The following is a 13,041-nucleotide window of genomic DNA, read 5'->3' on the forward strand; positions in this document are numbered from 1 at the left end:
TATCAGCGATTATTGAAATATATCGACTTACCGACAATGAACGACAAAATCCTCTCGCTACTTGCGGGCATCCTAATGAAACTTCCATTTACCGTTCAAACACAATCCGCTGCTTCGTGATTTCCGCCAGCCTTCCGCGGTCTACTTCATACTCAGCTTCAACGCTTTGTGGTACCGTCACTTTCCCGCCCTCAAGCATCACTTCCGGTGAAATAATATCCCTCTCCCAATGTCTACTAGAAGCAGATATATCGCCAGGAATCGTAAAGTTCGGCAATGAGGCAAGGGCCACATTTTGCGCTCGTGAAATCCCCATCTCTACCATACCGCCGCACCAAACTGGTATGTTATGCTCCATACAATAATTATGGATTTGGATTGACTCTGTTAATCCACCCAATCGTCCTGGTTTAATGTTAACGATGCGGCAACTACCAAGTGTAATCGCAACGCGTGCGTCTTCTAAACTATGGATACTTTCGTCTAGACAAATTGGCGTTTCAATCTTCTTCTGCAGCTGTGCATGATCGAGAAAATCGTAATCTGCTAGCGGTTGCTCAATCATCATCAATTGAAATTCATCTAGTCGTTTCAGTTTCTCTGTATCCGCTAATGTATACGCTGAATTTGCATCAGCCATTAACGGGATGTGCGGGAACTCTTTACGAATCTCTTTCAATAATTCGTAATCATGCTCTGGCTTTATTTTCACTTTAAAACGCTCGTACCCTTCTTCTGCGTACTTCTCGATTTGTTTTAACATAACCGGAATCGTATTGATCCCAATTACAACGCCGACTTCAATTTCAGGGCTAGCTCCTCCAAGAACTGTCGCTAGCGATTTCTTTTGACGCTTCGCATATAAATCCCAAATAGCCCCCTCTATTCCGGCTTTTGCCATTCGGTTTCTTTTTATATGTTGAAATAGACCAGGTACCTCATTCGGATGAGAAATTTCAGCCTTTAATAAATCAGGTAACAAAAAGTCTTGCAGTACATGTAGTGCTGTCTTCACCGTTTCTTCCGTATACCACGGTTCAGAAAATGCAACGACTTCCCCAAATCCGATGTACCCGTCTGTATCCTCTAATTCAATAACAATACTCTCACGCTTTTCGTAAGTCCCGTAGCTCGCAGCAAACGGGATTACGAGTGGCATTTCCGTTATATACAGTGTCGCTTTTTTTATTTCCACTACATCTCCTCCACTAATTGTCTTAGCTCTCGTCTTAACAATTTTTTCGAAGCATTTCGTGGTAATTCCTCTAAGAAACACGCTTTTTTCGGCACTTTATATTTCGCTAATTTCTCCTCGCAAAAATGAATAATTTCTTCTTCTGTTACCTCCCCATTTTTTACAACAAAAGCAGCTGGTACTTGTCCCCATTTATCGTCAGTCATACCGACGACACCTGCTTCTGCTACCATCGGATGAGAAAGCAACACTTCTTCAATTTGGGCCGGATATATATTCTCTCCGCCAGAAATGATTAAATCACTGCGTCGATCTAATACGTATAAAAATCCTTCTTCGTCTAAATAACCGAGGTCACCAGTATGAAGCCATCCATTTTGAATGGTTTCGCGCGTCGCATCTTCACGGTTAAAATAACCGCCTGTTACGTTCGGTCCTTTTACTACGATCTCGCCTTCCACTAACGGCGGCACTACTACACCATCTTTTTCAATACGAAGTTGGCACTGAAATAGTGGTTTCCCGGCAGACCCTACTTTCGTTAACATGTAATCCGCGGATAACGTACAAATTTGCGACGACGTTTCTGTCATACCGTACGTTTGATATACAGGAATTCCTTTATCTACACATGTTTCGAGTAACGGTTTCGGCGCTGGTCCTCCGCCAAGTAACATACATCGTAAAGAAGATGGATATGTCTCTTCTCCAAGTCTCTCTAATAAGTCAGTTAACATTTTAGAAACGACAGAAATAATTGTTACGCCTCTCGTTTGAAGTGCTTTATGAATAAAGTCAGCATCATATTTCGGAACGAGTAAAATGCGCATTCCGTACATAATATTTTTCATTAAAAGAGATAACCCGCCAACGTGGAACATCGGCATACAGGCTAACCAACAATCATCATCACGAAGCCCTAAATTAAGCGAAGAGCCTACCGCGCTTGCCCAGTGATTACCGTACGTTAAAATAACGCCTTTCGGTTTCCCAGTCGTCCCAGACGTATAAATAATTGTCATCGCTTCTTCTAAAGAAAATTCTTCTTGTATAGATGCTTCTACCTTCAGTCCATGCATCACTTCAGCGAATGAATAGACAGGAACATCATTAGCATCAAACTGTTGATCCGTCACTAAACAAACAACTTCAGCATCATCCATTTGCCAAAGTAGCTCTTCTCTTGAAAGACGTGTATTTAGAAGTACAGCTACTGCACCTACGTAAGATAGGGCGTGAATAACTGTAATCATCTCCATACCATTTTTCATCAGAACAGCCACCTTTTGCCCTCGCTTCACTCCAACATGCGTGAGGTGTTCACAAACAGATACTACTTTTTCATGCAGCTGCAAGAAAGTAACTTTCTCTTCCTCTATTTCAATTGCAGTGCGATCTGGTGTTAAAAATGCACGTTGCTTTAACCAATTTGGCATCGTCTCCATCATACATTCTCCTTTCATGAAAGAAAGAGACTTGATATGACATCAAGTCTCTTAGTTGTTTTGTTTCCGGTTTGATCTCATCTAGCTGCGCCTCCTAGCCCCTTCCGTCTAAGAACCTTCCGCACGAGAAAGTAAAGTACACTTTCTGTGCGAAAGAACCTTAGCCTACGAGGCTAAACAGTCGGCTCCGCTTTTAAAACATCCAGCTACAGTAGCTAGAATGTTTGGTGGCTTCACTTCTTCCTACGAGGCAAAAAGCGCCTCTACGTCAGAAGCTCCATCCCCCTCACATTCTGAACGAGCTGCTTTCGCTTTTGATTTCATCCAGCTACATCGGCTAGAACAGTCGGTCGTTTCACGCCTTCCTACGAGGCAAAAAGCGCCTCTATGTCAGGAGTTCCAACGCCCTCTTGTTCTATGCGAGCCGCTTCTGCTTTTGGTTTCATCCAGCTACATCGGCTAGAATGTTCGGTGGCTTCACTTCTTCCTACGAGGCAAAAAACGCCTCTACGTCAGAAGCTCCATCCCCCTCACATTCTAAGCGAGCCGCTTTCGCTTTTGATCACGGGAAACGAGGGAATTGACCGAAGTCCGGACTGCGTTTTTCTTTGAACGCGTCGCGACCTTCTTTTGCTTCGTCAGTTGTGTAGTACAATAACGTTGCATCTCCAGCTAGTTGTTGAATACCAGCTAGACCGTCTGTGTCTGCGTTGAATGCAGCTTTTAGGAAACGAAGTGCCATTGGGCTGTTTGCTAAGATTTCTTGTGCCCATTGTACTGTTTCTGCTTCAAGTTCTTCTAATGGTACTACTGTGTTTACTAAGCCCATATCAAGCGCTTCTTGTGCACTATATTGACGGCATAGGTACCAAATTTCGCGAGCTTTCTTGTGGCCTACCATACGAGCTAGGTAACCAGCTCCGTATCCACCGTCAAAGCTTCCTACTTTAGGACCTGTTTGTCCGAATACAGCGTTGTCTGCAGCGATTGTTAAGTCACATACGATATGAAGTACGTGTCCACCACCGATTGCATAACCTGCTACCATTGCGATAACTGGTTTAGGAATTGCACGAATTAGACGTTGTAAATCTAATACGTTTAAACGAGGGATTTGGTCGTCACCTACATATCCACCATGACCGCGAACTTTTTGGTCGCCGCCAGAACAGAATGCACGTCCACCTTCACCTGTTAAAATGATAACGCCAACATTTGCATCATCACGAGCGTGTGCAAAAGCGTTGATTAACTCCATTACCGTTTTTGGACGGAATGCGTTATGTACTTCAGGACGGTTAATCGAAATCTTTGCGATACCATTGTATGTTGAATAAATAATATCTTCGTAATTGCCTTCTTTTACCCATTCAATAGCCATTACAACTACCTCCTTGTATATTTCTGATCTCCTCTATAAGTGTAGCTTCCTTCTTAGATAAAAAAGCATCACTGCATAGTTTTTAGAAATCCCTTTACTATTGTATCAAACTTTTCCGGTTGTTCCACATGAATTGCATGGCCAGCACCATCAATTTTGACAAATTTCGCGTCAGAGACGCATTTTTCGATATTTTTTAATATGCGAAAGAACTTTTCATCATGCTCCCCGTTCATTAAAAGAACAGGCATTTTCAAGTTGTGTAGCTCATCCCACCATGAAGGCTGAGCCCCTGTTCCCATGCCGCGCAAACTATTTGCAAGTCCTTTGGGATTGTTAGCAAGTCGTTCTTTTCGCACTGCTTCTTGTACGTTTTTTGCTAAACTTTTTTGCGTTTCAAATAGCGGAATATTTTCCCACATTAATACAAAACTTCGGATGCCTTCTCGCTCAATTTTATCAGCAAGTCGCTCATCCTTTTCACAACGTTCTTTTTGGTCCTCTTCACTTTCAAGCCCAGCTGTACAATTTTCTAATAAAAGAGAATGTACATACTCTGGATATAGACATGCCAGAGTAATCGCCAGTCTACCGCCCATTGAATAGCCAAGTACGTGCGCTTTTTCAATATGAAGGTAATCTAGTAGTTCTTTCATTTGCAATGCCGCATTTCGAATATCATAATGATTCACATCTTCGGGACTTTCTGTTTTTCCATGCCCAACAAGATCTACTACAATAACTTGAAACTGCTCGCTCCATGAAGGGATAAAAGAACGCCACGTTTCCATGCTTCCCGTAAAACCATGAAGAAGTAGAAGTGGTTCCCCGCTTCCGACTACTTCATATTCATACGATACACCTTGCAGCGTTACGTTCATTTCGATTCACCTTGTAAAGATGTAGTAATCACGTCCATCGTTTTTGCCCATAATGTCCGGTGCAGTATTAAGTTTTCATCACGGTTCGTACAAATTTCCACAACGTGTAAACCTTCTGTAGTCGTTCCTTTTTGTACCTCTTCTCGGAAGCTTTCCCAACCATTTACACGGCTAAATGAACCACCGTACATTTTAACAACGTGTTCATAATCAAGACCAATTGGTGTTCCAAATAATGATTCGAAATGTTCCTTTTTCTCATACTGTGGTAAGAATGAGAAAATACCGCCACCGTCATTATTTACAACGACAATTGTTATATTTAATTCATGTAATTTCGCGGCTAACAGTCCATTTAAGTCGTGATAAAAGGATAAATCACCGATCACTAATACGAGCGGATCGCAAATAATGCTCGCTCCTAAAGCTGTCGAAATGATGCCATCAATCCCATTCACACCGCGGTTTGCCATAACTTGAATATTTTTATCCAATGTGAAGAAGAATGAATCCGTATCACGAATTGGCATACTATTACTCGCAAAGAATGTTGCCCCGTCTGGTAGTACGCGGACAATATCCGTAATAACTTTCCCTTCAAATGCAGTATCATATGTTTCCATTTCACGAAGCGTTTCCTTCGTTTTTTCGTTTATATGTTGCCACATTCCGAACCAATCATTCTTTTTCATAACTGGCATTTTTTCTATTAATGCACTGCAAAATACAATATCATTTGCTTGGACAACTTCTGTCGCAACGAGAGCTGGATCTCTCCATTGTCCAGATTCATCAACAACGATATGAACTGCTTTCGTTTGTTTTTTTATGAACTGCGTTAATGATTTGGAAACAGGCATACCACCAAAGCGAATCATAACTTCTGGCTTCCACGTTTCTTTTAACAGTTCATTTCGTAAAAATGTATCATAACAGTCGATTACCATCGTTTTATCGTGATGTCCGCTACGAATATTAGAAAGCGGATCTGCCAATATTGGATATCCAGTTTTTTCAGCTAATTCTGCCGCAAATGCTGCGAGTTCTGAATGACTATCGTCTCCACAAATAATAAGCCCCTTCTCCATATGTGAAAGGCGCCCTACAAGCGAATCTACATATTCACTCGGCATCGTCACGTTCCCTTGCTGAACTACTCCTGTATATTCCCCGCGTCCTTTATCCCATAAACCTTCTAATGAGAAATCCGGGATAAGCGGTTCGCGTACTGGAAAATTAAGATGAACAGGTCCTTGCGGCGCTAAACAAGCATTCGCTATCATACGCTGCGTTGTCATGCGAGCGTAATGATACATCGCTTCACTCGCTTCTGGAAGAGCCATCTCTGTAAATTGCTTCACAAATGTACCGTATAAATTGAATTGATTCATCGCTTGTGGTGCACCGACATCTCTTAATTCATGCGGTCTATCTGCCGTTAAGACGATAAGCGGCACTCGTGAATGAAAAGCTTCACATACAGCTGGATAGTAATTAGCTGCTGCCGTTCCTGATGTACACAATAATGCAACAGGACGTTTTTTCGCTTTTGCGATACCGAGCGCAAAAAATCCTGCAGATCTTTCATCTACATGTAAATATGTGTTCATTCCTTCGTGTTGTTCCATTAGTAGAGCTATCGGCGTTGACCGTGAGCCTGGACTAATGACAACATCACATACATTTAGACGCGTCAGTTCATCCACGAACGCGCCTAAATAATATGATAATGCTTCTATATGATTGTTCATTTCATTAATTCCTCCAAAGCACCAAGCATCGGTCTAAACTTCAAACTTGTTTCTTCATATTCAAGTTGCGGTACAGAATCAATTACAATCCCGCAACCGGCAAATAAGGATGCTTTCTCGCCATTTAATAACCCGCAGCGGAGTGCAACCGCAAACTCACCATTTCCTTCATCATCTATCCAGCCAATCGGTGCGCCATATAATCCTCTGTCTAACAATTCAACATCACGAATCAGTTTCATCGCTTCCAAACGAGGTGTCCCGCCAAGAGCTGGTGTTGGATGTAATTCTTCTACCATTGTTAAAAGACTCGCATCGCCTTTTGCCTCTACAGGCGTATATAAATGAATTAAGTTTTTCGTTGTTAATAAGCCCGGACTTTCCGGAATATTAACGGATTCGCAGTGCTCATTTAATACCGACCTAATCATATTCACAACATAACCGTGTTCAGCTAAATTCTTTTCATCATGAAGAAGCGCATTACTATTTCGCTTACTTTCTTCTATAGATTGACCATGACCAGTTGAACCAGCAAGACACATCGAAGTAAACTTCTCATCTTCTTTGCGAATTAACCTCTCTGGCGTCGCTCCTAAGAAGCATGCTCCTTTATAATCAAAAGAAAATACGTAACAATCCGGTTGCCCAATGCGAAGTGCTTCTAAGACAAGAGCAGAATCAATATGATGATCCATCTCTACTTTTAACTCCCTCGCTAATACAACCTTCTGCACGTTCCCCAGCTTCATTTCATCTTGTACTTTCTCAATGGCCTCCATCCAGCCTTTCGGATCCACTTCTACTTTAGAAGTAACTGTTAATTTCGATCCTTCTAATGCACATTTACTCTCCCAAAAAATTTTCTCTTCTAAAGAAATCATTTCGTTAGAAAGAGTCTCTGCACAATCTGTTGCTGAGACAAATGTATTCATCGTTAACCATGCTTTTTCATTTTTTACAGTTAATAAAAATGCTGGTAGTGAAAATGTCGTATCATCAAATTCTTTCCATAAGTCCGTTTTCTCTTTTTCTTGGTCAAATGAAAATCCACCAAATAAAAGAGGACCTGTTCCAAATTCGTATTTTTCTCTTTGTACAAATGCTTTCTCTTTTACTTTATCCCACTCGTCACGAGCAGTTTGAAAGCGTTTGTGAGAAGCAGTTGCTATAGTGAAAACAGAGCCAATTCCAGCAAATATTACATGCTGAGCCGGGTCTGCAAAATAACATCTATTTTCGAATGCAATCCTTTTTCCTGCTGCATAAAACAGAAGCGGATCCATCCAGTCTATTTGTTTTACGAAGCTAACCAATATTTTTTCATCAGTTGCACGCTTAATGGCTGCACTAAGAGCTTCTTGCAAGCCTATTTGTTTCGTTTGAATCACAATTGTCTCCCCCCTATGGGCGAAAAATAGTCATAATTACGCTTGATTTTAAGATACACCTCAAACGAAAGGCCTGTCAACGTTTAGCATTTCTGAGAAATTCACCTTCTCTTCCTAGAAAATAAACGTTGACACTAAATGATGCTTTTTCTACACTTAGTTGTGTACAATATGTGACCAAAGGAGGATTCAACATGGAAATGAACGTCAAAACGAATTCCTCTCCTACGGCGCCAAAGCCAAGTAAGCAAACAGGCTGGCGCATCTGGTGGAGTTTACTACGTCCCCATACATTAACAGCCGCTTTCGTACCTGTTTTCATCGGAACAGCATATTCGATGCAGGTCGGAGGTATAAATCAAATACATCTTCCTCTTTTCCTTATGATGCTTCTTGCTTGTCTTCTCATTCAAGCAGCAACAAACATGTTTAATGAATACTTTGATTATAAAAGAGGACTTGATCACGAAGGTTCAGTTGGTATCGGCGGCGCTATCGTTCGCGATGGCATTCAGCCAAAAACAGTGCTTAACTTAGCATTTGGATTTTTCGGCATCGCAATACTATTAGGTGTTTATATTTGTATGAATTCTAGCTGGTGGCTTGCTGCAATCGGTCTTGTTTGTATGGCCGTTGCTTACCTTTATACAGGTGGCCCACTTCCAATTGCATATACACCATTTGGAGAGTTGACAGCCGGATTATTTATGGGTGTCATTATTATTGGGATTTCATTCTTTATTCAAACTGGCACTGTAACATCAGAAGTCATTTTACTATCTATTCCAAGCTCCATTTTAATTGGTGCCATTTTACTAGCTAATAATATTCGTGACTTGGATGGCGATAAAGAAAACGGTCGTAAAACATTAGCAATTCTCGTTGGACGTGAAAGAGCTGTCGGTGTACTTGCTTCAATGTTCATCGTTTCCTACATTTGGACAATTGCTTTAATTATCGTGGGCATCGTATCACCATGGATGCTTATCGTATTTTTAAGTGCACCGAAAGCATTTAAAGCGACGAAAGGCTTTATCGGCAAAAGCATTCCAATGGAAATGGTACCTGCGATGATTGCAACAGCAAAAACAAATACAATCTTCGGTTTCCTAATGGGAATCGGATTATTACTTGGATATTTCCTATAAAGTGAAACTTTAATCAATGGAGGGTTTGTTCATTTCCACTGATTATCAGCCCTCACCAATCGGGCGTTTACGGGCAGTTGATCTCTCACCTAGCTTCTTTGCTCCAGCCGAATTTGTAGGTGGGAGTTTTACTGCCCGGCAAATAGCGGGGTAAGAAGGAGCTGCTTATGCGGCTCCTTTTTCATATCTGAAATTCACCTCATAATTCCTACTCTCAACGCTCATACTATGTAAAGAAACTGAATTGTAGGAAGGTGGACGACTATGTTAACTCCACAACAAATAGGTCAATTTAAATCCATTTTAGAAAAACAAAAACAAGAACTAGAGCAAACGATACAAACTCATGAAAATACAGATCGTGCTTCTGAACGCGATTCAGTAGGAGAACTGTCTAGCTATGACAACCATCCAGGTGATATGGCTACAGAATTATACGAACGAGAAAAAGATTTCGGACTCATCGAATTTTGGCATAAACAACTAGATGATACAAAACATGCACTGCAAAAAATCGAAGCGGGTACGTACGGCATTTGCGAAGTGTCTGGCGAAGAAATTCCATTTGAAAGATTAGAAGCAATGCCGACTGCTACAACATGCATCCAGCACGCGACAAATAAGTTAAATATGAATACACGACCAGTTGAAGAAGAAGTGTTGCCTCCTTCTTTCCACAAGCATGATGAGGACCATTCTGTTGAGTACGATGCGGAAGATGCGTGGCAAGATGTCGCAAATTACGGAACATCTGAAACGCCGTCTGATTTAGAAAGACAAGATTCAAAAAACTATAATGGCATGTATGTAAATAGTGAAGAAAACGTAGGCTACGTGGAGGATTTTGAAAACTTTATCGGTACGGATATGTACGGGAAAAACCCACAAGTTTTCGCTACAGAGGAACATGAAGAATATGAACAAATGCTTGATGACTTTGAAGAGCGTACCTTTAAGGGCGAATTATCTTCAAATGAATCTAGTTCCAAAGAATAAAAAAAAGCATTCCGAAAATCGGAATGCTTTTTATCGCTAGCTAATTAGTTTTTTGTAACGTTAGCTGCTTGTGGTCCGCGGTTTCCTTCAACGATTTCGAAAGAAACTTCTTGACCTTCTTCTAAAGTTTTGAAGCCGTCGCCTTGGATAGCTGAGAAATGTACGAATACGTCTTCTCCGCCTTCAACTTCGATGAAGCCAAAACCTTTTTCGCCGTTAAACCATTTAACTTTACCTGTTTGCATGTCATGTACCTCCTAAATAAAAATGAAACTATGAATCCACATGAAAAGGTGGATATAAAGGACATGAATGTATAACAAGCTTACAGCCTTTAATACAACGTGCTTTATTTCCGTACCACATTATGTAGCTCAATAGTGTTTTCACTATATCATGCTATGTCGAAAACGTCAAATGAGAACACTTTCATTCCATCATTTTTTATAATCCTAGTATAACCTTAAATTTTCATTCTACTTTTATTCGAAAATTAACAAAACTATAGTGTTCTAATTCTTTTAACTTCTGTACAATATAATTACTACATATTTATGAGGTGAAAAAATGCAAGCACATGAAATCGAATATAAGTTATATGGCGATGATATGCAATTTGTTGAAATTGAATTAGACCCAAAGGAAAGCGTTGTCGCAGAAGCGGGCGCAATGATGATGATGGAAGACTACATCGAAATGGAGACAATCTTCGGTGATGGTTCTGGCCCATCTAACGGTCTATTCGGAAAATTAATGGGAGCAGGTAAACGTCTCGTTACAGGTGAAAGCATGTTTATGACTGTATTTACAAATACAGGGCACGGCAAACGCCACGTCTCATTTGCTGCTCCTTATCCTGGTAAAATTATTCCTGTAGATTTAACAGAATACCAAGGGAAAATCGTTTGTCAAAAAGATGCCTTTCTTTGTGCCGCAAAAGGTGTTTCTATTGGAATTGAATTTACAAAAAAAATAGGAACTGGTTTCTTCGGTGGTGAAGGTTTCATCATGCAGAAACTTGAAGGTGACGGCCTCGCTTTCATGCACGCAGGCGGAACTGTATATAAACGTGAATTAAAACCTGGTGAGAAACTTCGCATTGATACAGGTTGTCTCGTTGCCATGACAAAGGATATTAACTATGATATCGAATTCGTTGGAAAAGTAAAAACAGCTCTATTTGGCGGTGAGGGTTTATTCTTCGCAACATTAGAAGGTCCTGGAACAGTTTGGATTCAGTCCTTAACACTTAGCCGATTAGCAGCACGCCTTACAAGCCCAGCAGCGCAAAGTACTGGTGAAGGTAGTGTATTAGGTGGACTTGGTCGTTTATTGGATGGGAAAGAGTAAAAAGGGCCCTTATGTTGGCATGGCCATCGACTAATAAAATACTACAATTAAAACACCCTTGCTTGCAGTAATGCAGTGAAAGGGTGTTTTAATTTACGTCTACAAACGAGAAAAAACAGATGAAATAAAGTAATAAGGTTTACTTCAGTAAAATAAGGTATATTATATTTGTTGAATAGATTCTCTTTCAAGACAAGAAAAGTAGGTGAACAAAGTGGGAAAATATCAATTAGATTCCAAAAGTCAGGTAGCTGTGGCAAAGTTTCATGAAAAACAGAAGCCTGCCAAATTTGATAAAAAGCAGCAACTTGAACAATTGCGTGCGGAGTATTTGAAAAAGAAGCAAAAACAAACAGATAAATAATATGTTTTGTTTCCCGAAATTTTCTGTATATAGTACGAACAAACACAAGAAAATAGGTGATTTATTCATCTTTCAAATATATACAGGCTATTTTTTCAAACCTCTTACAAGCCCAGCATTATAAAGTACTGGTGAAAGTAGTATATTAGGTGGCCTTGTTCGCCTTTTAGATGGAAAAGAGTAAAAAATGCCTCCAATGCAAAAAACATTGGAGGCATTTCTCTAAAGTTTATGAATATGGCATTTTATTTTTACTGCGGAGGGCTATACATACCATTTCGAATCATATAATACTCCATCGCGTCATTAAGCCATGCCTCTTCTTCTTCCGTGTAAGGAGATGGCATCATATTATTATATTGTTCTTCTACATTCTCTAATTTACCTAAAGAATACATTGTCTCTTCACCAACATACTTAAGAGTCGCCTTCATATGTTCATCAACCAATTTTTGCACTTCTGAATCCTCAATTTCTCTTCCAAATAACCTTTTCACTTCTTTTGCTAAACGCACAAACTCTTTATCAAGTGCTATACCTTCTTCTTCCGGCTTATTATATAATCCATTAGCCAATTCTTTTGATACATATCCTTCAAGCCATAAACTTTGTTCGTTTTCTTTTTGAATGCTGTTAATTAGACTCATTAATATGTCACTATCCAACTCTTCATCTTCCTCAAGACATACCCTTGTTCGTTCAAGCGCCTTTATCGAAACTTCAATGTGTTTTTTCTTTTCTTCAAAGGCTTTTCTTTGTTGTTCCAACGTTTCTTTTAAACTTACATTCAAACTTGGAATTGTAAGCATGACGCGTATTTCTTCTAAACTATATCCTAATACTTTAAGACTGACTATTTTCTGTAGCTCTAATATATCTTTTCCTTTGTACACACGGTGACCAGAGCTAACGTTCTTTTCAGGTTTAAGTAGTCCAATTTCATCGTAATATTGTAGTGTCCGTATTGATGTGCCTGTTCTCTTTGAAAACTCACCAATTGAACAGCCTTCCTTTTTGCTCATCTTACACTCCTCCTAACAATATGTTTACAAAAATCATACTCCCTCACGTAACTGTAGGTTCAAGCTTTTTTCCAAAAGAATGAATCAAGTTCCTCACTGCATATATTAAACTATACC

12 protein-coding genes are annotated in these 13,041 nt (G+C 40.1%); 4 read left to right on the top strand and 8 right to left on the bottom strand.

The genetic code is table 11. The features are described 5' to 3' along the window. Positions 1-88 precede the first annotated feature (88 nt). The 6 genes from menC to DOS87_RS26535 all read right to left on the bottom strand — a co-directional run bounded on the left by menC (position 89) and on the right by DOS87_RS26535 (position 8,044). Positions 89-1,195: an o-succinylbenzoate synthase gene (menC, locus tag DOS87_RS26510; protein ID WP_000403312.1), complete on the bottom strand. Its 1,107-nt coding sequence runs from the start codon at positions 1,193-1,195 to the stop codon at positions 89-91. After that, positions 1,195-2,640, bottom strand: coding sequence for an o-succinylbenzoate--CoA ligase (locus DOS87_RS26515; protein WP_000449539.1), 1,446 nt, complete (start codon positions 2,638-2,640; stop codon positions 1,195-1,197). The genes menC and DOS87_RS26515 overlap by 1 nt, the downstream gene beginning before the upstream one ends. A 562-nt stretch (positions 2,641-3,202) precedes the next feature. Further along, complete coding sequence (gene menB / locus DOS87_RS26520) at positions 3,203-4,021, bottom strand: 1,4-dihydroxy-2-naphthoyl-CoA synthase (RefSeq protein WP_000963888.1); 819 nt, start codon at positions 4,019-4,021, stop codon at positions 3,203-3,205. 68 nt (positions 4,022-4,089) lie between these two features. After that, a complete protein-coding gene (gene menH, locus DOS87_RS26525) occupies positions 4,090-4,902 on the bottom strand; it encodes a 2-succinyl-6-hydroxy-2,4-cyclohexadiene-1-carboxylate synthase (protein ID WP_001103351.1) in 813 nt (270 codons plus the stop codon). Further along, on the bottom strand, positions 4,899-6,653 hold the full coding sequence (menD, locus tag DOS87_RS26530; protein WP_001059211.1) for a 2-succinyl-5-enolpyruvyl-6-hydroxy-3-cyclohexene-1-carboxylic-acid synthase: 1,755 nt from the start codon (positions 6,651-6,653) through the stop codon (positions 4,899-4,901). Before menD ends, menH begins: the two co-directional genes overlap by 4 nt. Further along, positions 6,650-8,044, bottom strand: coding sequence for an isochorismate synthase (locus DOS87_RS26535; RefSeq protein WP_000616702.1), 1,395 nt, complete (start codon positions 8,042-8,044; stop codon positions 6,650-6,652). Before DOS87_RS26535 ends, menD begins: the two co-directional genes overlap by 4 nt. 194 nt (positions 8,045-8,238) lie before the next feature. Between DOS87_RS26535 and DOS87_RS26540 the strand changes: the two genes are divergently transcribed. Next, positions 8,239-9,192 carry a 1,4-dihydroxy-2-naphthoate polyprenyltransferase gene (locus DOS87_RS26540; RefSeq protein WP_000425770.1) on the top strand — a complete coding sequence of 318 codons (954 nt, stop codon included), beginning with the start codon at positions 8,239-8,241 and terminating at the stop codon, positions 9,190-9,192. A gap of 264 nt (positions 9,193-9,456) precedes the next feature. After that, positions 9,457-10,188 (top strand): yteA family sporulation protein, encoded by a 732-nt coding sequence (locus tag DOS87_RS26545; RefSeq protein WP_098578589.1) that lies wholly within the window; start codon positions 9,457-9,459, stop codon positions 10,186-10,188. Positions 10,189-10,232: 44 nt separating this feature from the next. On the opposite strand, the gene cspD is transcribed toward DOS87_RS26545, so the two are convergent. Next, the gene (cspD, locus tag DOS87_RS26550) at positions 10,233-10,433 is read right to left on the bottom strand and encodes a cold-shock protein CspD (protein ID WP_001193052.1); all 201 of its coding nucleotides are present in this window, start codon (positions 10,431-10,433) and stop codon (positions 10,233-10,235) included. 322 nt (positions 10,434-10,755) lie between these two features. On the opposite strand from cspD, the gene DOS87_RS26555 reads away from it, so the two are divergent. Further along, entirely contained in the window at positions 10,756-11,538 is a 783-nt protein-coding gene (locus tag DOS87_RS26555; RefSeq protein ID WP_001147844.1) for a TIGR00266 family protein, read from the top strand. Between the two features lie 214 nt (positions 11,539-11,752). Beyond that, positions 11,753-11,902 (top strand): hypothetical protein, encoded by a 150-nt coding sequence (locus DOS87_RS26560; RefSeq protein WP_000521642.1) that lies wholly within the window; start codon positions 11,753-11,755, stop codon positions 11,900-11,902. Between the two features lie 251 nt (positions 11,903-12,153). Here the strand turns inward: DOS87_RS26560 and DOS87_RS26565 are convergent, their stop codons facing one another. After that, on the bottom strand, positions 12,154-12,924 hold the full coding sequence (locus DOS87_RS26565) for a MerR family transcriptional regulator (RefSeq protein WP_000037218.1): 771 nt from the start codon (positions 12,922-12,924) through the stop codon (positions 12,154-12,156). Positions 12,925-13,041: the final 117 nt, after the last annotated feature.

The organism is Bacillus sp. CR71 (genome assembly GCF_003429245.1).
In the GTDB taxonomy this organism is placed as follows: Bacteria; Bacillota; Bacilli; order Bacillales; family Bacillaceae_G; genus Bacillus_A; species Bacillus_A thuringiensis_S.